This window comes from Chryseobacterium sp. MMS23-Vi53 (genome assembly GCF_047651245.1).
Lineage (GTDB): Bacteria > Bacteroidota > Bacteroidia > Flavobacteriales > Weeksellaceae > Chryseobacterium.
On sequence record NZ_CP180265.1, the window covers coordinates 2014204 to 2036220 of the forward strand.

Annotated in this window: 18 protein-coding genes; 14 read left to right on the plus strand and 4 right to left on the minus strand. The window is 35.6% G+C overall.

Going from position 1 to position 22017, the window contains the following annotated elements; all coding sequences use genetic code 11:
* Window positions 1-9 precede the first annotated feature (9 nt).
* From ACKX2A_RS08920 to ACKX2A_RS08940, 5 genes are read left to right on the plus strand one after another with little or no spacing between them, the layout of a single operon-like run.
* Entirely contained in the window at window positions 10-1584 is a 1575-nt protein-coding gene (locus ACKX2A_RS08920; RefSeq protein WP_415329007.1) for a TolC family protein, read from the plus strand.
* 22 nt (window positions 1585-1606) lie between these two features.
* Complete coding sequence (locus tag ACKX2A_RS08925) at window positions 1607-2875, plus strand: NHLP bacteriocin system secretion protein (protein WP_415329008.1); 1269 nt, start codon at window positions 1607-1609, stop codon at window positions 2873-2875.
* A 14-nt stretch (window positions 2876-2889) separates the two neighbouring features.
* Window positions 2890-5076: an NHLP family bacteriocin export ABC transporter peptidase/permease/ATPase subunit gene (locus ACKX2A_RS08930; RefSeq protein WP_415329009.1), complete on the plus strand. Its 2187-nt coding sequence runs from the start codon at window positions 2890-2892 to the stop codon at window positions 5074-5076.
* Between the two features lie 10 nt (window positions 5077-5086).
* Window positions 5087-7999 carry an NHLP bacteriocin export ABC transporter permease/ATPase subunit gene (locus tag ACKX2A_RS08935; protein WP_415329010.1) on the plus strand — a complete coding sequence of 971 codons (2913 nt, stop codon included), beginning with the start codon at window positions 5087-5089 and terminating at the stop codon, window positions 7997-7999.
* Window positions 8000-8001: 2 nt separating this feature from the next.
* Complete coding sequence (locus ACKX2A_RS08940; RefSeq protein ID WP_415329011.1) at window positions 8002-9102, plus strand: DUF7005 family protein; 1101 nt, start codon at window positions 8002-8004, stop codon at window positions 9100-9102.
* A gap of 63 nt (window positions 9103-9165) precedes the next feature.
* On the opposite strand, the gene ACKX2A_RS08945 is transcribed toward ACKX2A_RS08940, so the two are convergent.
* Window positions 9166-9963 (minus strand): ThiF family adenylyltransferase, encoded by a 798-nt coding sequence (locus ACKX2A_RS08945; RefSeq protein WP_415329012.1) that lies wholly within the window; start codon window positions 9961-9963, stop codon window positions 9166-9168.
* A gap of 295 nt (window positions 9964-10258) precedes the next feature.
* Here ACKX2A_RS08945 and ACKX2A_RS08950 point away from each other — a divergent pair, with 295 nt between their 5' ends.
* From ACKX2A_RS08950 to pyk, 5 genes are read left to right on the plus strand one after another with little or no spacing between them, the layout of a single operon-like run.
* The gene (locus ACKX2A_RS08950; RefSeq protein WP_002976354.1) at window positions 10259-10498 is read left to right on the plus strand and encodes an acyl carrier protein; all 240 of its coding nucleotides are present in this window, start codon (window positions 10259-10261) and stop codon (window positions 10496-10498) included.
* Between the two features lie 34 nt (window positions 10499-10532).
* On the plus strand, window positions 10533-11777 hold the full coding sequence (gene fabF / locus ACKX2A_RS08955) for a beta-ketoacyl-ACP synthase II (RefSeq protein WP_415329013.1): 1245 nt from the start codon (window positions 10533-10535) through the stop codon (window positions 11775-11777).
* A gap of 9 nt (window positions 11778-11786) precedes the next feature.
* Entirely contained in the window at window positions 11787-12551 is a 765-nt protein-coding gene (gene rnc / locus ACKX2A_RS08960; protein WP_415329014.1) for a ribonuclease III, read from the plus strand.
* Window positions 12529-13002, plus strand: coding sequence for an IPExxxVDY family protein (locus ACKX2A_RS08965; protein ID WP_415329015.1), 474 nt, complete (start codon window positions 12529-12531; stop codon window positions 13000-13002). The genes rnc and ACKX2A_RS08965 overlap by 23 nt, the downstream gene beginning before the upstream one ends.
* A complete protein-coding gene (pyk, locus tag ACKX2A_RS08970; protein ID WP_415329016.1) occupies window positions 12995-14440 on the plus strand; it encodes a pyruvate kinase in 1446 nt (481 codons plus the stop codon). The genes ACKX2A_RS08965 and pyk overlap by 8 nt, the downstream gene beginning before the upstream one ends.
* A 156-nt stretch (window positions 14441-14596) precedes the next feature.
* On the opposite strand, the gene ACKX2A_RS08975 is transcribed toward pyk, so the two are convergent.
* From ACKX2A_RS08975 to hutI, 3 genes are all read right to left on the minus strand, one after another.
* Complete coding sequence (locus ACKX2A_RS08975; protein ID WP_415329017.1) at window positions 14597-15892, minus strand: aldehyde dehydrogenase family protein; 1296 nt, start codon at window positions 15890-15892, stop codon at window positions 14597-14599.
* Window positions 15893-16034: 142 nt separating this feature from the next.
* Window positions 16035-16955, minus strand: a complete 921-nt coding sequence (gene hutG, locus ACKX2A_RS08980) for a formimidoylglutamase (RefSeq protein WP_415329441.1) — start codon at window positions 16953-16955, stop codon at window positions 16035-16037.
* A gap of 114 nt (window positions 16956-17069) precedes the next feature.
* Entirely contained in the window at window positions 17070-18293 is a 1224-nt protein-coding gene (gene hutI, locus ACKX2A_RS08985; protein WP_415329018.1) for an imidazolonepropionase, read from the minus strand.
* Between the two features lie 251 nt (window positions 18294-18544).
* Between hutI and ruvB the strand changes: the two genes are divergently transcribed.
* The 4 genes from ruvB (at window position 18545) to coaE (ending at window position 21978) form a co-directional block, all read left to right on the plus strand.
* On the plus strand, window positions 18545-19567 hold the full coding sequence (gene ruvB / locus ACKX2A_RS08990; RefSeq protein ID WP_415329019.1) for a Holliday junction branch migration DNA helicase RuvB: 1023 nt from the start codon (window positions 18545-18547) through the stop codon (window positions 19565-19567).
* A 12-nt stretch (window positions 19568-19579) separates the two neighbouring features.
* A complete protein-coding gene (locus ACKX2A_RS08995) occupies window positions 19580-20257 on the plus strand; it encodes an FMN-binding negative transcriptional regulator (protein ID WP_415329020.1) in 678 nt (225 codons plus the stop codon).
* Between the two features lie 80 nt (window positions 20258-20337).
* Window positions 20338-21204, plus strand: a complete 867-nt coding sequence (locus tag ACKX2A_RS09000; protein ID WP_415329021.1) for an MBL fold metallo-hydrolase — start codon at window positions 20338-20340, stop codon at window positions 21202-21204.
* Window positions 21205-21390: 186 nt separating this feature from the next.
* Window positions 21391-21978 carry a dephospho-CoA kinase gene (gene coaE, locus ACKX2A_RS09005; protein WP_415329442.1) on the plus strand — a complete coding sequence of 196 codons (588 nt, stop codon included), beginning with the start codon at window positions 21391-21393 and terminating at the stop codon, window positions 21976-21978.
* Window positions 21979-22017 lie beyond the last annotated feature (39 nt).

The following is a 22017-nucleotide window of genomic DNA, read 5'->3' on the forward strand; positions in this document are numbered from 1 at the left end:
TTACTAAGGATGAAAAATTTTAAAGGGGTACTTGCAAAATGTGCCTGTATTGCTTCTGTATTTTGTATTGGCGGTCATGTTGTGGCTCAATCCAAAATCACATGCGATTTGTTTGTATTATCAGGAATGGCTTTTGATAAAAATCCATCAATCCAAAGAAGTTTCCTTTCCATTAAAGATGCCGAAGCTGGTCTTTTGATACAAAAAAGCATGTTCGATTTCAATCTAGGATCAGAATTATCATATAAGAAAAGTCGATATAATCTTTTTGAAAATGATCCCAGAAACCAATACATCAATAAAATACTTACCGACAATGTAGATCTTACCAGTACATTATCCAAAAAGTTCCGTACCGGACAGACTGCAGAATTTGGGTTGCAGTATTCATACAACAAAAACAATTACCCTTTTAACGATTTCAGCCAGTTTGTAGGACCCAATGTTGGAAATCATTCCAGCTACATGAGTTTTACACTAAGCCAGCCTTTACTGCGAGGAAGAGGAAATGTAAATACACTTTACGAGAAAATTTCTTCTTTATACATCGAAAACTCAAAGCACAATTTTGAGTTTTCTAATTCTTATGAAATTCTTCAGATCGCAAACGCCTACTGGAGCTATTACACCGCTTATAAAAGTTTAGACATTTACAGACAAAACGAATCCAGAGTTCGAAATGTGTTGGAAATGACCAAAGAATTGGTAAAAGCAGACAAAAAACCTGCGGGAGATCTTGCCCAGGTAAATGCAGACCTTGCCAATCAGGAAAGATTAACGATTGCTGCCGAACAGAATTTATTTAATGCCAAATTAAATTTAGGAAGAGCAGTCGGACTTTCGGAAAATGAAAGTGCAATGTTGGATATTCCGGTTAATGATTTTCCGTCCGTTGCAGAATCCGGATTTGGAGGAACGATTGATAAAGAAGCTTTAATTAATACCGCCTTAGATAAAAGAGCAGATATAAAAGCTGTAGCCAATGTTGCAGAGGCCATCAAAATGGAAGTGGATATTGCCCATAACAATCTCAGACCTCAACTTGATCTTTCAGGATTTGTATTCTACGGAAGTGCAAGCGTAGGAAATGGTCTTGAAAATACTTTTAATTCTTTCTCAAATTATCACGGAAGAAATATTGGCGGAGGCGCAAGATTGACTTTTAATTTCCCATTAAATAACAATTTGGCAAAAGGAAATTATGCTAAAGCTGTCGTTGCATCAAAAGATCAGACCGTAAACAACGAAAACTTGAAACGAAACATCGCTTTGAATATTAATACAGATATTAATAATCTCAACAGCAGTGTTATTATTTTAAACAAAGCAGAACAGGCTTTAATGTTTTACAAAGAAGCTTTTAAAAACGAACAGGAAAAATTCCAGACAGGTCTTACAACACTTTTGAATGTCATTTTATTTCAGGAGCGTCTTACCTCATCCGAGCTGGATTATCTTCAGGCACAACAGATTTTTGCCACCCAGATTGTTACTTTAAGACACGATACAGGGACGCTTATTTCTCAACAGGAAAAAGGTTTTACTGTAGATCCAAAATCATATTATACTATTCCAAATAACTAATAACCTTATAAATATATTCACGATGTCAGCAAGTTTTTTTAGAAAATCAGCATTAGAAAAGCTCTCCACTCCGGAAAAGCTGGATCAGCTCATTAAAGTTACCGGTCCAAAAGCATGGATCGCTCTTGTCACTATCGCTTTGGCATTAGGTGTAGGAATTACCTGGTCTGTCTTCGGCAGAGTAAAAACCAAGCTGGATGTAGTGGGTGTGGTTTTAGGAGGCGATGTTCATGAAGTGGTTTCTACAGCACAGGGGCAATTGGTTGAACTAAAAGTAGCCATCGGAGACAAAGTAAAAAAAGGTGACATCATTGCAACTATTCAGCAACCGGAACTTTCTCAGCAGATTGAAGATGCTAAAGCAGTCCTTTCCGACAGAAAATTTGAAATGGGAAAACTAGTTTCTTATGGAAATCAGGGAAATCATTTACAGGGTGAATACATCAACCAGACAAGAGTAAGCATTCAGGGAGAAATAGAATCTGAAAGAAAAAAATTAGCTTTTTTAAACAATCAGCTAGAATCTGAAAACGGATTATTATCAAAAGGATTAATTGTAAAATCTCAGGTAGCCAATACAAAACAACAAATAGAAGCTTCCAAAAACAACATCGAAAGACTGAAAGGTCAAATGGTGGAAACTTCCAGCCAACAACATACTTTGGGCTATGATCTTCAGCAGAAAGTAACTTTACAAAATCAAAGAATTGCAGAAGCAGAAAGAACATTACAATTTTTAACCGAAAAATACGACACTCAGAAAAACATCAGAAGTCCATACGATGGCGATGTTGTTGAGGTTCTTACCGACAGAGGTGTTGTTGTAGGATTGGGAACACCTTTATTTAAAGTAAAAAATGAAGGTACAGCCAACACAAAATTAGCAGGTTTAAAAGGAGTTCTTTACATTCCATCGAAAGACGGTAAAAAAATTAAAAAAGGAATGGAAGCGCTTGTTGCTCCATCCACTGTTCAACCGCAGGAGTATGGTTTTATTAAATCTAAAGTTACTTACGTTTCAGATTTCCCAATTACAGAAAAAGGAATGTTGACGTCCGTAAAAAACGATCAGTTAGCAAAAGGGCTTTTAGCTTCAGGACCATTATTTGAAGTTCATGTAGAATTCGAAAAAGATCCTTCATCATACAGCGGATTCAGATGGACATCGGCAAAAGGTCCGGATTTAACTATCAAGGAAGGAACTTCATGCATGGGAAAAGTTACTATTTTGGAAGAACCACCTGCAGCAATCGTAGTTCCGGCATTCAAAAAGTTCTTTGATCTTTATTAAAACTAAAAACATCCATGAAAAATAATACAACATTAAATATTGAGAAGCAGGCTCGTCCTACCAAAGTTCCCACAGTCCTGCAGATGGAAAGCGTGGAATGCGGTGCAGCAGCTTTAAGTATTATTTTGGGGCATTTCGGAAAATTCGTACCTCTTGAAAAGCTAAGAATTGCTTGCGGTGTTTCCAGAGACGGACTGAAAGCGACCAACATAATAAAAGCGGCAAAAGAATATGGACTGGAAGCCAAAGGCTACGCAAAATCCATCGAAAAACTGATGCAGATAAAAACTCCTGCAATTATTTTCTGGAATTTCAATCACTTTTTGGTTTTAGAAGGTTTTACTAAAAATAAAGTGTACTTAAGCGATCCTGCTCAGGGAAGATACACCGTAACTCATCAGGAATTTGATGATTGCTACACCGGAGTTGTTTTAACTTTCGAAACCACGGATAAATTCGAGAAAGGAAATGAAAAAAGGGGTTTAATGGCTTCTCTTGCTTCAAGAATTTCATATTCAAAGCAAAGCATCATTTTTATTATTATTGCCAGTTTATTTCTGGTGATTCCGGGATTGGTGATTCCATCATTCTTAAAGGTTTTTATTGATAAATACTTGGTAAATAATTTTTCAGGATTTGTAATGCCTCTGCTTTTAATCATGGCCGGAATTTTAATTATAAATTCCCTTTTGGTCTACATTCAGCAATATTACTTATTAAAGCTCGAAACCAAACTGGCGTTGGCCACATCCAGTAAATTTCTATGGCATGTTTTCCATTTACCCATCGCATTTTTCACGCAAAGATACAGTGGCGAAATCGGAAACAGAGTTTCATTGAATGACAAAGTTGCCAAACTTCTCAGCGGTGATCTTGCCAATGCAGCCTTGAATGTAATTGTTGTCATTTTTTATGCTTTATTAATGTTTTCCTACGATGTCATTCTTACCCTTGTCGGAATCGTGATGGCAGTTATCAACATTGTTATTCTACAATATGTTTCAAGAGCGAGAAAAGACGGAAACCGCCAATTGACCAATGAAACAGGAAAATTATTAGGAACCACCACTTCAGGAATCAGCATGATTGAGACATTAAAAGCTTCTGGCCGCGAAAATGATTTCTTTACCAACTGGATCGGTTATTTAGCCAAAGTAACCAATGCTCAACAGGAATTAGGATGGCTTTCAACAAGATTAAATACTATACCTCCGCTTTTAACTTCTTTAACAACGAGTGCCATTTTAGGAATCGGAGCATTAAGAATTATGGACGGAGAAATGACTTTGGGAGCTTTGGTTGCCTTCACTTATTTGATGAATAATTTTATTTCTCCCGTGAATCAATTGGTTTCTGTAGGCGCAATGCTCCACGAAACAGAAAGTGATATGAGCAGAATCGATGATGTAATGAATTATGAAATCGACAACCAATTCAGAGAAGAAAATTTAGTAAAGACAGATTCAACACAGCAAAATAAACTGGTAGGATATTTTGAAATGGATAATGTGACTTTTGGTTACAATCCAACCATTCCACCATTGATTGAAAAATTTAGCTTAAAATTAAAACCGGGAAGCAGAGTCGCATTAGTCGGCGGATCAGGAAGCGGGAAATCTACTGTTGCCAAAATCGCATCCGGACTTTACGATCCATGGGACGGAGAAATTTTATTCGACGGAAGATCCAGAAAAGAAATTCCGAGAAATGTCATCACAGAATCTTTATCTGTTATCGATCAGGATGTTTTGGTTTTCAATGGAACCATTAATGAAAATATTGCCTTTTGGGATACTTTAATTTCCGAAAAAAACATCGTTCAGTCTGCAAGAGACGCGGCAATTCACGATGTTATCGCAGCAAGAACAGATGCTTACGATAGCAAGGTGATGGAAGGCGGAGCGAATTTCAGTGGGGGACAACGTCAACGTCTGGAGATTGCAAGAGCATTGGTAAGCAATCCTTCCATTTTGGTGATGGATGAAGCAACCAGCGCACTAGATCCTGCAACTGAAAAACAGGTGATGGACAATATCAAAAAAAGAGGCTGTACCTGTTTGATTGTGGCTCACAGACTAAGCACCATTATGGATTGCGACGAGATTATCGTCATGGAATTCGGAAAAATCGTAGAACGCGGAACCCATCAGGAATTGATGAATATGAACGGCGTGTACTCACAATTAATTGAAACAAAATAAATTCAGAAAAATGACGACAAACGAAAAAATACACATCGGCGTTGAAACTCCTTTTTCTTTGGACAGTTCAGAAAAATTCTGGATGATTTTGTCGGGCGAGGTAAATGTTTTTTATACCGAAATCGGAGAAGACGGAAAATATTTATCTGCCCTAAAATTTTTGTACACCGCAAAAAAAGGCGAATTATTATTTAGCTTAATCACTAAAAATTGCTCAGAAAACACAAGATTAATTGTCTTTTCAAATGATGCAAATTTAGTCTCAATAAATAAAAGCAATCTGTTGGAAATCGATCATTTCTTCCTGAAAAAAATGATTGATACATGGATTTTAAAAACTTCTTCTGCTTTGGATTCTTCCAACAGCCCGAGAGTTTATACTTCTTTAGATCATTTTGATGTTATTAATTTAACGAAAAACATTGTAGCTTATCCTTCATCCGGCTTAAACTGGATCGAATTATCAGAAGGTAAACTAGATATATTTTCAGGTAACGTTTCATTAGAAACTAGTGAAGAAGAAAATTTTCCCGTTCCTGTAAGCAGCAAACTCTGGATTAAATCATTATCAACTAAAACTATAGTTAGAGTTTTGAGCACTCGTGAAGTGTTAGAAAATGACATTAATTTTTTAATTTCAATCGATCAGCTTCAAAAATATTTTTTCAATAAACTGATTAATATTATTCACGATCAGCAAGTTGAAGAGCAGGAATATTTTAAAAATAAAGTTGAAAACGAAAACAACGATCTTACGCACACACTGGAAAGGATTAAATCAATTGTTACGGGTGCGAGTAAATCTGCAGTAAAAGAAGAAACGGTTCATCAGATAAAATCAAAAAACACCCTTTTTTTGACTTGTAAACTGATTGGTGAACACAATGGATTCAATTTAGAAGAACCAAAACACATTGAAACATATCAAAATAGCGTCACCAATCAATTAATTGCAATTGCAAAAAGCTCAAAGATCAGGGTAAGAAAAGTTATTTTAAGAGGTGTTTGGTGGAAACAGGAAAATGGAAATCTGTTGGCCTTTACAAAAGAAGGAAACATTCCTGTGGCTTTGATACAGAAAAATTCTTCTCAATATATTCTGAAAAATCTGCAAACCAACACAGAAACGGTAGTTAATAATGATGTTGCAGAGACTTTAGAACCCATTTCCTACATGTTCTTTTCAGGGTTTGATGTAAAAATGACCTCAATGAAAAGAGTGTTGGGATTTGCCATGCAAGGTGCAAAAACAGATGCAAAATTCTTAATTATAGCTGCATTGGCAGGAAGTTTAATTGGTCTGCTAATTCCCATTTTATCAGGAGTCATGTTCGATGATGTGATCCCGACCGCAGACCGATCCTTACACTTCGAAATTTTCAGCATCTTATTAATAATTGGCTTTGTAACAGCAGGTTTACAGCTCGTGCAGGGCGTTTTACAATTAAGATTAGAATCAAAATCAAGCATCAATTTACAAGTTGGTGTGATGGATTATATTTTGAGGCTTCCCGTTACTTTTTATAAAAATTATACGGCAGGAGATCTTACAAACAGAGTTTTAAGCATCAATTCAATCCGACAGATCGTTTCAAATACTTTAATGACAGCAGCCTTAAGTGGAGCTTTTTCTTTTGTGAATTTAATTTTATTGTTCTATTACGATTCAAAACTAGCGTGGATAGGTGTTGCATTGGGATTAATCGCAGCTTTGTTCACAGTCGGAATGGGATTATTAAAACTAAAGCACGACAGACAAATTTCTGAGCAGCAAGGACAAATTCAAGGTTTTTTATTCGAATTTTTATCAGGAATCACGAAAATCAGAATGACAGGTGGTGAAAAAAGAATCTTCACTTTATGGGCAGAAAAATTTTCAAAACTGAAAAAATTAGGCTTCAGTTCGGGAAGTTACCAGAATTTCGTGGAAACTTTCAACGCTTCTTACCCACTTTTTACAAGTATTTTCTTTTTCTCATTCATTTATTATACGGTTTTAAATTCCGATGCACAGACAAGTATGTTGACGGTTGGTGCTTTCATGGCCTTCATTACGGCATTCAATAAATTTTTGAATGATAGCTTGAGAATCAGCATGGCTTTTATTACTTCATTAAACGTAATTCCTTTGTATGAAAGGGTAAAACCGATCTTAGAAACCGAACCGGAATCTGCAGAACACAGCACAGATCCCGGAGAATTGAGTGGGGAAATTGAACTGAATTCTGTTTCGTTTAGATATCATGAAGATCAGCCTTTGGTTTTAAATAATATTTCTTTTAAAATAAAACCGGGAGAAATGGTGGCTTTTGTGGGCTCATCGGGATCAGGAAAATCAACCATCATGAGACTTCTACTAGGTTTTGAACATCCGGAAGCGGGATCAATTTACTACGACGGAGAAGGCTTTGAATCGATGAATAAAGAACTGGTAAGAAGACAAATCGGTGTCGTTCTGCAAAACGGAGCTTTAATGTCGGGAAGTATTTTCCAAAACATCATCGGAAACTCTGAGTTGACGCTGGAAGACGCTTGGGAAGCAGCTCGTATGGCAGGAATGGAAGAAGACATCAAACATATGCCAATGGAAATGCACACGATGGTAAGTGAAGGCGCTGGAACTTTCTCTGGCGGACAAAGACAAAGATTGATGATCGCAAGAGCGATTGTACATAAACCTCGCCTACTTTTCATGGATGAAGCAACAAGCGCACTGGATAACAGAACTCAGAATATCGTGTCTGAAAGTTTGGATAAATTACAGGCAACCCGAATCGTGATCGCTCACAGATTGAGTACGATAAAAAATGCAGATAGAATTTTTGTTTTAGACAAAGGAACGATTGTAGAATCCGGAAATTATGATGAATTGATGGAGAAAAACGGACTGTTCGCCGAACTTGCAAAACGCCAAATAGCATAACCATGGAAACGAATATTGATTTTCCGGAAGAGGTTTTATCAAGCCAATTGAAAGATTATTTTTCTAATAAATTCATGATTAATAAAAATAAATTCGACCCTTATCCTGATACAGAATTCTGGAGAAAATATATTGAAAACGATAATTCAACGAATAATATTCCCTTTAAAAAACTTCGTGAATGTTATCCGCAACTCAATTTTCCGATTGAAGAAGATATAGAAAAAAATCCGTCATATCGGGATGCAACCTTAAAAGGAATGTTCATTCAGTCAGATTTTGCTTTAAAACTGAATAATGAATCTGAAATAAATGTAAAAATATTTAAAAATATCGCTTATGATATTCCTGTTATTACAGTTCCTGATGGAAGTGATTTTGAAACTTTAATTCAATCTTTAATTTATAAAAACAACCCTGTGAATATTCCGAAATCGATGGGCGCAACACTCATCAGCGGAATCAACAACTGGAAAAAATTAAATGATTTAAAACAAAAATGGACAGAAAAAAATTCATCAGCATCTTGGAATGAAGAATTTTCGAACAACATTTTACCCAATACATATTTATATAAAGACAAAATAATTCTTCTTAGCACAAAACCTTACAGCAATGTAGATGCGGAAAAATTAAACTTAAATAATGATGAATGGCAAAAAATTTCATTAAACATTCGCCTTGAACACGAATGCGTTCATCTCTACACCTTAAAAAAATATGGCTCTGCAACGAATAATCTTCACGACGAATTGGTTGCTGACTATATAGGAATCATAACTTCTGCAGGAAATTATCAGAAAAAATGGATGCTCACTTTTATGGGACTGGAAAATTTTCCGGAATACAGAAAAGGAGCAAGACTGGAAAATTACCTAAGTGGGATGAATCTCTCTGAAAACGAATTCATAAGGCTAACAGAAATCATCAAAAATGCGATTGAAAATATTGCTGAATTTGATGCTCAAGTAGGAATTTTACGTTCTGAACGTGATAAAAAACTGAGAATTGAAGTACTCTGCGAAACAGATCTTCTTCAAATCTCATCAAGTACCGGAACGCATTTGTTACTTGAAAAATATGGTGAAAAATCGGCGCACTGAGATCAGTGCGCCGATTAGTTTATATATGAAAAGGATTTAGTAAAATTTTTAAAATCTTTGATATTAATATTTTATGGTGGTAAGATAAAATTCAGGAAAAGTTTTCACTTTTTTCTGGGTCGCAATTTCAAAAGCGATATGAGTACTAATTGCTCCTACCAACCAAGAAGCAACCGAAAGTTGAGGTGGCGGTAATCCTTCATTCTCATCTTTATATTTCTGGATAATATCGTCGATCCATTTTTGGCGGTTTCCCCAGAAAGTCATATAGCTTGTCGCATATTCTACAACATTCAGCTCGTTGAACTTCTCCCCTTTTTTCGACAAATAACTTAATCCCAAACCTTCCGTATCTATCACAAAAACCAAGGCTCCCCAACCTAAATTATACGGATGTAAAACCGGAATATTATTTTCCTGACAAACCTGATCGAAAACCAAGGGCACATCCGAAGTAAAATCCAATGCATTAATGGCAATTCTATGTCCCTGTATAAAATCCTTCACATTTTCAGGACTCAGAAAACAATTGTGAATTTTGATGTTTGCTTTTTCATTTATGGATAACAATCTTTCCTTTAAAGCCTCTACTTTAGGCAAAGAAATATCTTTTTCTGTATAGTTTTGCCGATTTAGATTGGATAATTCTACTACATCACCATCAATAATTGTAATATTTTCGAACCCGAATCTCAACAGACATTCCGCGATAATGCTTCCAATCCCCGCTCCTCCCAGTAATATGGGAAAATCTTTGATATGCTTCTGCTCATCTTCTGTAATATATAATCTGTTTCTCGTATAGCGCTCTTCCATATCGATTGTGATTTTTACAAAAATAAAGCGACTGATAGAAATCATTGTTACCTTTAAGTGTAGTAAATTTTAAAATTTCATTTTTCTTTCTTCCGTTAAATTTAAATTATTAAAATTCAGACTATAAAGAATGATCGACAAAATATTCCTTTGTAATTATTATTAAAATCAATCAAGAAGGCAATTTTAGATATAAATTATAAATCCCTGAAAATTAAAATACTAAATACCTGTGCAATAAAATACGTACCATCAAACCACAAAAAAGACCAAAAAAATGTTTTATCGTAAAGAATTTTATATATTTGCACCATCTAACAATTAAAAAAAATAATTTACTATGTCAGACATTGCATCAAGAGTAAAAGCTATCATCGCTGATAAGCTTGACGTTGAAGAAACAGAAGTAACTCCTGAAGCTAGCTTCACTAACGATTTAGGAGCTGATTCATTGGATACAGTTGAACTAATCATGGAATTTGAAAAAGAATTCAACATTCAAATCCCTGATGACCAAGCTGAAAAAATTACTACTGTAGGACACGCTATCGCTTATATCGAAGAAGTAGTAAATAAATAATATTCTTCAACAAAAAAGAAATTAAACAAAGTTTATGGAATTAAAAAGAGTAGTTGTAACCGGTTTTGGAGCAATAACACCGATTGGAAATAATGCAAAAGAATACTGGGAAAATCTTCTAAAAGGTGAGAGCGGTGCCGCTCCGATTACTCTTTTTGATGCCACAAACTTCAAGACAAAGTTCGCTTGCGAAGTGAAAGGTTTCAATCCATTAGACCATTTCGATAAGAAAGAAGCTAAAAAAATGGATAGAAATACCCAACTTGGATTAGTTGCTGCTAAAGAAGCGGTTTCTCATTCAAGAATTATCGAAGACAATGTAGATAAAAACAGAGTCGGAGTAATCTGGGGATCAGGAATCGGAGGTTTAGAGACTTTCGAAACTGAGGTTTTAGGATGGGCAAATACGGACATTCCTAGATTTAATCCTTTCTTTATTCCGAAAATGATTGCGGACATTACACCTGGACATATTTCTATTGAATATGGATTCCACGGTCCGAATTATACAACTGTTTCTGCATGTGCATCTTCAGCAAATGCTATAATTGATTCCAAAATGCTTATCCAACTAGGAAAAGCAGACGTGATTGTGTGCGGGGGCTCTGAAGCAGCCGTTACAGCAAGTGGTGTCGGTGGATTCAATGCAATGATGGCACTTTCTACAAGAAATGATGATCCGAAAACGGCTTCAAGACCTTTCGACAAAGACAGAGATGGATTTGTATTGGGTGAAGGAGCAGGATGTATTATTCTTGAAGAATATGAGCACGCAGTAAAACGTGGTGCTACAATCTACGCAGAATTAAAAGGGGGAGGTATGAGTGCAGATGCACATCACATGACAGCACCTCATCCTGAAGGTTTAGGAGCTTATCTGGTAATGAAAAATTGTCTGGAAGACGCAGGATTAACTGCTAATGAAGTAGATCACATCAACATGCATGGTACGTCTACTCCATTAGGAGACATTGCAGAATCTAACGCGATTTCGAGATTATTAGGAGAGCACGCTTACGACATTCAGATTAATTCTACAAAATCTATGACGGGTCACCTTTTGGGTGCAGCCGGAGTGATTGAAGCTATTGCTGCGTTGGGAACTATTATTCATGGTATTGTTCCTCCTACCATCAACCATTTTACTGATGATGAAAATATCGACAGCAGACTGAACTTTACGTTCAACGATGCTGTGAAGAAAGATGTAAAAGTAGCCATGAGCAATACTTTTGGGTTTGGTGGGCATAATGCTTGCGTTCTATTTACGAAAATCTAAATTCAATGAATGGAGTTACAGAAATACTTTTCTAAATTCCTTCTCAAAAACAGAAAAAGAAAATTAACGGAGAGAGATTACTTTCTCAGCACCAATCTCAGCAAGATGCTTGGTACTGAGATACAAAATGTTGCTCTATACCGCGAAGCTTTTTCTCTTAAAAGTTCTTCTAAAAATCAAGAGAATAGTAACTACGAAAGGCTTGAATTTTTGGGAGATTCTGTTTTGGGTACAGTTATTTCTTGTCATTTGTTTCAGACCTATCCTCAGGCAAACGAAGGATATCTGACACAGATGAAATCTAAGATTGTTAATAGGAAAAACCTTAATAAATTAGGAGAAGACCTAAAACTTACAGATCTTTTGCAAAAATCGACATCTGTAGCTTTGGGAGAAAATATCTCCGGAAATTTATTTGAGGCATTAATTGGTGCTGTTTATTTGGACTTCCAATATGATACTTGCAAAAGAATTATTTTGGAAAGGTTGCTTACGCCGTCAGAAATTAATAAATTAGAGAATAAAATTGTAAGCTATAAAGGTCTTCTGCTGGAATGGAGCCAGAAGAAAAAAGTAAATATAAAGTACGAAACTTGCGAAGAAATTCAGGTGAACAAAGCAATTATATTCAGATGTCATGTTTGGCTTTCTGATGAAAAAATTGCCAACGCCACAGAAACTTCCAAGAAAAAGGCTGAAGAAAAGGCAGCACAACGAGCATTTTATATTTTAAATAAAAAAGAAAATATACTTGGAAATCCAAAAACTTTATGATCTTGACGATATAGAATTTGAAGATATTGCCATAGGCTTGGTAAGATTAGCAAAAAATATACCCGATCATGAATTTTTCTTTAAAGTAAATCAAAAAAACGATCTCAGCTTTTCCCGCAAGAAGGATATCATTCTTCATGGGGATTATTATGATTATTTTTTTCCAAGATTCGAGGCCTACCACAAGTTTACAAAGACCTGTTTTACTTTCATTGCCAACAAATCTTCTGAAAGTAAACAAAAAAAATTACAGACTGAACTCTTCTCAGAAGAAGAAAACATTAAATTTTTATTAAATAATCAGGTAGATGTGCAATATATTTTGCACAGTTCGGAACAGTTTCATGATTTTTCCGTAATTTTGCTCCCTGAAAATCTTGTCTTTCCAATTCAAGATTACACTTTGAGTTCTGATGAAGAACTTTATCAAATTATCCAGTATTATGAATAAGTATTTAAAGAAGACAAAAATTATCGCGACACTTGGGCCGGCGTCATCGTCGAAAGAAGTGATGTTAGGATTAATGAAAGCAGGTGTTGACATTTTTAGAATAAATTTTTCGCACGCAGACTACGATCTAGTAAAATCAAATATCAACATCATTAGAGAACTTAATAAGGAATATGGGTACTCTGTTGGTATTTTGGGAGATTTACAAGGTCCAAAGCTAAGAGTAGGTGTTGTAAAAGAAGGATCTTATCTAAATCCTGGAGATATACTTACTTTCACCAACGAAAAGATGGAAGGAGATTCTACAAAGGTGTACATGACTTACCAACAATTTCCTCAAGATGTAAAAGTTGGTGAAAAAATATTAATTGATGACGGAAAACTAATGTTGGAAGTTATTGAAACTAACGAAATCGACACTGTAAAAGCAAAAACAATTCAAGGGGGACCTTTAAGCTCTAAAAAAGGGGTAAATCTTCCGAATACGAATGTTTCTCTTCCTGCTTTAACGGAAAAAGATATTCAAGATGCTAACTTCATGCTAGATCAGGAGGTTGATTGGATCGCTCTTTCTTTCGTGCGTCACGCTCAGGATATTATTGATTTAAAAGAATTAATTGCAAAACATCCAAATGGTAAATTCAAAACTCCGATTATAGCGAAGATTGAAAAGCCTGAAGGTGTAAAAAATATCGACGAAATCTTACTAGAATGCGACGGATTAATGGTTGCTCGTGGAGATTTAGGTGTTGAAGTTCCGATGGAAGAAGTTCCGGCAATTCAAAAAAACTTGGTTGAAAAAGCAAGATTCTATTCTAAGCCTGTTATCATTGCAACTCAGATGATGGAAACGATGATCAACAGCTTAACGCCAACGAGAGCGGAAGTAAATGACGTTGCCAACTCTGTATTGGATGGTGCTGATGCGGTAATGCTTTCAGGAGAAACTTCTGTGGGTAGATATCCTGTTCAGGTTGTGGAAAACATGGCTAAAATTGTGAAAAACATCGAGATGACACATTTTTACCAACACAAAAACGAACCCATCGAGAAAGATTACAACTGCATCGATGAGAGATTCATCACAAACAGAGTATGCCTTGCTGCGGTAAGAATCGCAAAAACTACGAATGTTTCTGCAATCGTTACTTTAACGAGTTCTGGTTATACGGCATTCCAACTTTCTGCACACAGACCGAATTCTCACATCATTGTTTACAGCGGAAACAAGAGAGTAATCACAATGTTAAATCTACTTTGGGGAGTTCACGCATATCATTACGATATGAAGAAATCTACTGATGAAACGATTATTCAGGTTAATATGTTGACGCACAACTACGGCTACATTGAGTCTGGAGACTTTGTAATCAACATCAACGCGACTCCGTCTTATGAAGGTGGAAAAACAAATACATTGAGATTGACTACGGTTTAATTTTAAGAAAAAGCGAAATTGCTTTCTTTATAAAACAAAAACTCACGAAAATTATTCGTGAGTTTTTTATTTTATGGGCTGGAAGAATGAAACAGGAAGTTATTAAGCAGTACTTTTATAAACGTTCATCCTTCCTATTCAAGCTTCTTTTCTTTATTAATAATTTCCTACAATAGTTCTTGCCGTCACAAACTCTTTTAAAGCCAATAAAGACAGCTCGGTTCCGTATCCTGAAGCCTTACTACCGCCGAATGGAAAACGAGGATCAGAACTTGTCATTCTGTTAATATTTACCGTTCCGGATTCAAGGTTTTCGATAAAGAATAATTGACGGTCTGCTTTCTTCGTCCAAACAGAATTTGAAAGTCCGAAAGGAATATCGTTTGCCATTTGTAAAGCTTCCTCGTCGCTTTTAGCAATCATCACCATTCCAAGAGGGCCAAAAAGCTCTTCTTTTAAAATGGGATTACCTTCCTGAACGCGAATTAAACCTGGTTTAAACTCATTTTCAGAAATTCTTTCTAATGGAATAATAATTTCCGCACCATTTTCCAGCGCTCTGTTAAATTGAGCTTCTAATTCATCCGCCAGATCCGGTCTTGCCATTCCAGCTAATTTGGTTTCCTTATTTAAAGGATCACCAACTTCATACGTTTTATATTCTTCAATGAATTTCGGTAAAAATTCATCTTCAATTTTTTCATCGATGATAAATCTTTTCGCTGCAGTGCACGTTTGCCCACAATTTTGGAGTCTGGATTTCGCTCCGGCTTTTGCTGCTTCATCCAAATCAGCATCATCGAAAATAATGAAAGCATCGCTTCCGCCTAATTCCAATAAAGATTTTTTGATATTTAAACCAGCAATAGAAGCTACTTCTCCCCCGGCTGTTCCGCTTCCGGTAAGACTTACTCCTTTTACAGCATCATGTTCAAGAATTTCTTTTACAACCTTGTGACCTACCTCAAGATTCTGGAAAACACCTTCCGGAAAACCAGCTTCCAAAAGAACATCTTCGATGGCATTTCCACTTCCGAAACAGATTGAAGCGTGTTTCAAAACCACTGTATTTCCAGCTAAAATAGCAGGAACGGCAAATCTCAGTACTTGCCAAAAAGGGAAATTCCACGGCATTACTCCTAAAATTACGCCTTTTGGAACATAATGAACTTCAGAATAAGAAAATTCAGATTCAACTTTTTCAGGTTTTAAAATATTTTCTGCATCCGCATAATAATTCATCATCAATGCACATTTTTCCACCTCAGCAATCGATTCTGAAATCGGCTTGTTCATCTCTTTAGTAATGATCGTACCAAACTTTTCAGAATTGTTTTTTAAAATTTCAGCTGCCTTTGCAATGAGTTTTTGCCTGTCTTCGAATGGTACTTTTCTCCATTCTGAAAATGTCTTATCCCCTTTGATAAGTTTATTTTCAATTGATTGTTCCATAATGTAATTTCTGTTTTAAATTCAAAAAAGATTGAATTTATTAATGCCTTTTATCCAAAAGCATCTTGAGAGCTACAAAATTAGTTTCTTTAAATGAAATAAAATAATGATTTTCTCTATCGCAAAGTTACGGCTTTCTTTCTTAAACCATAAACCATTCATTCATAAGACATGCAGCTAATCTCGCTGTTCTGTCCTGAACATCAAATAAGGGATTTACTTCCGCCACATCTAATGCGAGTAGTTTTTCGTTTTTTAAAATATGTCTGTAAAAATGCATGAATGTCGCATCTGCAAAAATTCCGTTATATGCCGCAGCAGAAACCCCCGGAGCGATTGATGCATTAAAAACATCCATACAGATCGTCAAATAAACGTAATCTACATTATTTAATAATTCATCAATTCGTTCATAAATTGACGGAAGATTTTCAAAGAAAAGTTCATCAGCCAAAATATATTTCATTCCATATTGATGGGCTGTATCAAATAATTTCAACGTGTTTGAATTTCTCTGAATTCCAATATGTAATGAATGAATTTCACCTTCCTGAGCTATTTGCCAAAAACCGGTTCCTGAACTTGCTCCTACTTCTTGTTCAGGTTGTCTGTTGTCGAAGTGAGCATCGATATTAATGATTCCTATTTTTTGTTCAGGAAAAGCTGTTTTTACCCCTAAATAATGAGCATAGGTAACTTCATGACCTCCACTTAAAACCAGCGATTTTCCGCCTTTTAATAAAACTTTTGAAACCCTTTTGGCAAGATCATTCTGAGTGTTTTCAAGATTTCCATCGTCGCAGGTTATATTTCCGAAATCCAAAAGCGAAAAATCAGGAACAATCACCGGGAAATTAGCCATATTTTTTCGGATCATATCAGGAGCATCTTTAGCGCCCTGCCGACCTTTATTCCTTTTAACTCCCTCATCTACAGCAAATCCGTGCAAAACGAAATCATTAGTTGAAATTGCATCGTAGTTATTTTCTTCTTTTACTCTCTGAAATATTCTGTGGTAAAGAAGTTCTTCACCGTCTAATCTTCCTTGCCAAATATTGTTCATCATTAATAATTTTAATTTGTGTGTTGTGTGACTTCGAGAACCTCAGCCACCAAGGTGGACATTTATCAATTATATGACTGGTGACTGAGGTCCTCGAAGTCACCATAAATTATTTTAAATCCTAACTCCATCAATATAAACACTCTCTGCCTTCAAACTTCCCTGATTATAAAGTACATTCTGGAAATTATTCGTTTTAAAAGTCACAAAATCTGCTTTCAAACCTTCCGCTAATCTTCCTCTATCTTCCAAACCAAGCGCCAAAGCAGAACGGAAAGTCATTCCTGCTAAAACTTCTGCCGTTGTTAATTTTTCAAAAGTTGCCAGAATTGAAGCCTGAGTAATCAGATTTCCCATTGGTGCCGAACCCGGATTCCAGTCGCTCGCGATGGCTACGATGGCTCCCGCATCTAATAATTTTCTTGCCGGAGTAAATTTTTCTCCCAACCCCAAACTTGCACCCGGTAAAGCTGTTGCCACTGTATCTGATTTTGCTAAAAACTCAATATCCTCATCAATCGTCGCTTCAAGGTGATCCGCAGATTGCGCGCCAACCTCAACTGCAATCCTTGAACTTCCCGGTGTGAATTGATCTGCATGTACTGTGATTTCAAAACCTAAATCTTTAGTTTTAAGTAAGAATTCTTTACTTTCTTCCGGCTGAAATGCTGACTTTTCAATGAAAATATCAACACGCTTCGCCAAATTTTCTTCTTTTACTTTCGGTAAAATTTCCTTTAAAATATATTGTAAATATTCTTCGTTGCTTCCATCAAAATCTCTAGGCTTCAAATGCGCAGAAAGACATGTCGGAACCAAAGTTGCCTTTGTCTGATCCTGAGCTTTTTTAATGATCCTAAGCATTTTCAGTTCATTTTCAACATCTAAACCGTAGCCGCTTTTCACTTCAATGGTTGTAATTCCGAGGGAAATTAAAAAATCGATTCTTTCTAATAAAGTTTTTAATAATTCTTCTTCTGAAGCGTTTCTTGTATGCTGAACAGAACTCCAGATTCCTCCTCCACTTTCAGCGATTTCAAGATAAGTTTTCCCGGCATTTCGCATGGCAAAATCATTTGCGCGATTTCCTCCAAAGCAAATATGCGTGTGTGAATCTACGAAAGCCGGAAGAACGATTTGTTCGCCTTCGATTGTTTCAATTTCTATATTTTGATTTTCAGATTTTAATGTTTCGAAATTTCCGACTTGCTGGATTTTATTTTCATTAATTAAAACTCCACCATCTATAATGATTTCCAGTTGTTCGTCAGAAAGTTTTCCTCTTAAAGGTAAGTTCGCAAGTGTCACAACTTGCTTGAAAGGTCCAATTAATTTCATTTATTTAATTTAAAGCTAAAATTTAGATTAAAATACTTCGCCTAGATTCCTACGGAATGACAAACTATGCGTTCTTTTTGTTATTACGTAAGAATCTCAGCATCGTTAGAAGCATAGCAATTTGTATCTTTAAAATTTTCTCTCTCAAAAATACTTAAAATATCTCTTCTGCTCAAATCTTAATTTTTCCGAAATCTCAGTCTTTGTCTTAACCTAAATTTCCTATCTTTACGGTAAATGAAATTGAATTAATGCCTGATTTTTTACATCCAGACAAAGACAATTATTCCCGCGAAGAACTTCAACAGGAAGAACAGATTCGTCCGCAGAGTTTTAAAGATTTTGCGGGACAAAGGAAAACGTTAGAAAATCTTGAGGTTTTCGTAACGGCTGCCAAAAAACGTGGTGGTGCATTAGACCATGTTCTGCTACATGGTCCACCAGGTTTGGGAAAAACAACTTTAGCCAATATTATTGCGAATGAACTTGGGGTAAACTGTAAAATTACTTCGGGTCCTGTTTTGGATAAACCGGGAAGTTTAGCCGGTTTATTGACCAATCTAGAGGAAAATGATGTCCTTTTCATTGATGAAATTCACCGACTTTCGCCTGTCGTGGAAGAGTATCTATATTCTGCGATGGAAGATTATAAAATCGATATTATGCTCGAAACGGGTCCAAATGCGAGAAGCGTTCAGATTGGTTTGAATCCATTTACATTGGTTGGAGCGACAACGAGAAGCGGAATGTTGACAAAACCGATGTTGGCAAGATTTGGAATTCAAAGCAGATTGGAATATTATACGATCGAGCTTTTATCAATGATCATCATCCGAAGTGCAAGAGTTTTGGGTGTGAAGATTTATGAGGATGCTGCGATTGAAATCGCCAGAAGAAGCAGAGGAACCCCGAGAATTGCGAATGCTCTTTTAAGAAGAGTTCGTGATTTTGCCGAAATTAAAGGAAATGGTGAAATTGAAATTGAGATTACAAAATATGCTTTAAATTCATTAAATGTAGATGAATTTGGTTTGGATGAAATGGATAACAAAATCATGCGTGTCATGATTGAAAACTTTAAAGGAAAACCTGTAGGCATTTCGGCGTTAGCAACATCGATTGCAGAAAACCCTGAAACATTGGAGGAGGTTTACGAGCCTTTTTTGATTCAAGAAGGATTTATCATCAGAACACCGAGAGGTCGTGAAGTGACGGAAAAGGCATATAAACATTTGAATATTGCGATACCTAAAAATCCGGGAGAACTATTCTAATTAATAATTAAAATGTTTATTCCTAAATTATATAAAAGCGAAGATTACAATCTGATGAAAGAAATCATCCGAGAGAATTCTTTTGCGCTATTAATTTCTTCTGTGGATAAGATTCGTGCGACACATTCTATGATGATGTTGAATGATGATGATAAAGAAAATATTTATATAGAAACTCATATCTCAAGAGCCAATCCGCAAGCAAAAACCCTGAAAAATGGAGATGATGTTCTTTGTGATTTTTTAGGAGCGCATACGTATATTTCGAGCAGTTGGTACGATCATATCAATGTATCAACTTGGAATTATGAAGCGGTACAGATTCATGGAAAAGTTGAGTTGATGAATGATGATGAATTGTACAATCATTTAGATAAATTAACTTCGAAATACGAAAATTTTCAGCAATGTCCGATGATGGTGAAAGATATGGGAAAGGAATTTGTAGAAAAGGAAATGAAAGGTGCTTTTGGTTTAAAAATCATTTCGACTGAAATTTTTATTAAGCAAAAACTATCTCAAAACAGAAAGGAAAACGATTTCCAAAACATTATTTCAAATCTTGAAAATGGTGATGAAAACGGAAAACGAATTGCTGAAAAAATGAAACTATTGAAAAAAAAAATTGTTTTTACCACAAAAGATACAAAAGATGTTAGTTTTGAAAAATTAGCTTTTAAAAGAGTATAAAAGCAGACTTTTATTTGATTAAAATATATTTTGCAGTAAAAATCATAATTATAAATACATTATAAAAAACTTAATATTATATGAAATTATATCCAATACAATGTGGAAAATTTAAACTGGATGGCGGTGCCATGTTCGGAGTCGTCCCAAAGAGTCTGTGGGAGAAAACAAACCCTGCAGACGAAAGAAACCTAATCGAACTTGGAACGCGTTCTCTTTTGGTGGAAGACGGAAAAAAATTAATCTTAATTGATTGCGGTCTTGGAAACAAACAGGATGATAAATTTTTTGGTCATTATTCTCTTTGGGGAGACGATAATTTAGACAAAAACTTAAAAAAATATGGTTTTGTAAGAGAAGACATTACCGATATTTTCCTCACTCACCTTCATTTCGACCACTGCGGTGGAGCGATCGAATGGAATGATGACAAAACAGGTTATAGACCGGCTTTCAAAAATGCACAGTTCTGGACGAATGAAAACCATTGGCAATGGGCAACAGAACCGAATGCAAGAGAAAAAGCGAGCTTCCTGAAGGAAAATATTATGCCCATCCAGGAAAGTGGACAACTGAACTTTTTACCACTTCCTACAACGGGAAATTATGGTTTTGCTCCAGACTTGAAAATGGACGTTATTTTCGTTGACGGTCATACGGAAAAACAGATGCTTCCCGTACTTCAATATCAGGATAAAACGATTGTTTTTGCTGCGGATTTGATTCCTACAGCTGGACATATTCCTCATGTTTATGTGATGGGTTACGATACTCGTCCACTTTTAACATTAGAAGAAAAAGGAAAATTCCTGAAACAATGTGTGGATAACGAATATTTATTGTTCTTCGAACACGATGCTCACCACGAGCTGGCTAGTCTTAAAATGACTGAAAAAGGCGTGAGATTGGATGAGACGTTTACTTTTAATGATGTTTTTGGATATTAAATTATGAGTGACACCAACGACTTTGGTCATGATTCAATGGATCATACAAATCATGACAGTGGTTCAAATGACCATGTAAGTCATACTTATAAGGAACCTAATTTTGCCGTTCATGCCGAATATCCTTCTGATATATCGTCAGGAAATACATTTACCGCAGAACAGTTTTTAAACGTTAATGCCAAAGTGGAATCTAAAATCATTGGTTTGACAGGCGGAATCGGTTCAGGAAAAACAACTGTTGCGAAATTCATTGAAGAGTTCGGATTTCCGGTCTATTATTCGGATGACAGGGCAAAAGATATTGTGAATGAAAACGATGATTTAAAAGCAAAAATCAAAGAACTTTTAGGTAACGAAGCTTATGATGAGAATGGGCATTATAACCGAAAATTTGTAGCTGATCAAGTTTTTAATAATAAAGATTTATTGCACAATTTAAACGAAATTATTCATCCCGCCGTTCGAATTGATTTTGAAGATTGGGTGAAAAAACAAACCAAATATTTAGTTTTTAAAGAAACCGCTTTGTTGTTTGAATTGAAATTAAATAAACAATGTTATAAATCTGTTTTAGTTACAGCCGAAGATAATATCAGAGCAAAGAGGGTGATGGATAGAGACGGCAAAACCTACCGTGAAGTAGAGGCTGTCATGGAGAAGCAAATGCCAGAAAAAGATAAGATAAAACTGGCGGACTGCATTATCTATAACAATACCAATTTAGAGGATTTAAAGGATCAAACCGAAAGAATAATCTTCGATATCGAATAAATAAAAACTCGTTAGATATTTTTCTAGCGAGTTTTTTTA

Bases quoted from the DNA above. Each gene is read 5' to 3' on its own strand.
- ACKX2A_RS08920 (WP_415329007.1), top strand. From the start codon at position 10: ATGAAAAATTTTAAAGGGGTACTTGCAAAATGTGCCTGTATTGCTTCT.
- ACKX2A_RS08925 (WP_415329008.1), top strand. From the start codon at position 1,607: ATGTCAGCAAGTTTTTTTAGAAAATCAGCATTAGAAAAGCTCTCCACT.
- ACKX2A_RS08930 (WP_415329009.1), top strand. From the start codon at position 2,890: ATGAAAAATAATACAACATTAAATATTGAGAAGCAGGCTCGTCCTACC.
- ACKX2A_RS08935 (WP_415329010.1), top strand. From the start codon at position 5,087: ATGACGACAAACGAAAAAATACACATCGGCGTTGAAACTCCTTTTTCT.
- ACKX2A_RS08940 (WP_415329011.1), top strand. From the start codon at position 8,002: ATGGAAACGAATATTGATTTTCCGGAAGAGGTTTTATCAAGCCAATTG.
- ACKX2A_RS08945 (WP_415329012.1), bottom strand. From the start codon at position 9,963: ATGATTTCTATCAGTCGCTTTATTTTTGTAAAAATCACAATCGATATG.
- ACKX2A_RS08950 (WP_002976354.1), top strand. From the start codon at position 10,259: ATGTCAGACATTGCATCAAGAGTAAAAGCTATCATCGCTGATAAGCTT.
- fabF (WP_415329013.1), top strand. From the start codon at position 10,533: ATGGAATTAAAAAGAGTAGTTGTAACCGGTTTTGGAGCAATAACACCG.
- rnc (WP_415329014.1), top strand. From the start codon at position 11,787: ATGGAGTTACAGAAATACTTTTCTAAATTCCTTCTCAAAAACAGAAAA.
- pyk (WP_415329016.1), top strand. From the start codon at position 12,995: ATGAATAAGTATTTAAAGAAGACAAAAATTATCGCGACACTTGGGCCG.
- ACKX2A_RS08975 (WP_415329017.1), bottom strand. From the start codon at position 15,892: ATGGAACAATCAATTGAAAATAAACTTATCAAAGGGGATAAGACATTT.
- hutG (WP_415329441.1), bottom strand. From the start codon at position 16,955: ATGAACAATATTTGGCAAGGAAGATTAGACGGTGAAGAACTTCTTTAC.
- hutI (WP_415329018.1), bottom strand. From the start codon at position 18,293: ATGAAATTAATTGGACCTTTCAAGCAAGTTGTGACACTTGCGAACTTA.
- ruvB (WP_415329019.1), top strand. From the start codon at position 18,545: ATGCCTGATTTTTTACATCCAGACAAAGACAATTATTCCCGCGAAGAA.
- ACKX2A_RS08995 (WP_415329020.1), top strand. From the start codon at position 19,580: ATGTTTATTCCTAAATTATATAAAAGCGAAGATTACAATCTGATGAAA.
- ACKX2A_RS09000 (WP_415329021.1), top strand. From the start codon at position 20,338: ATGAAATTATATCCAATACAATGTGGAAAATTTAAACTGGATGGCGGT.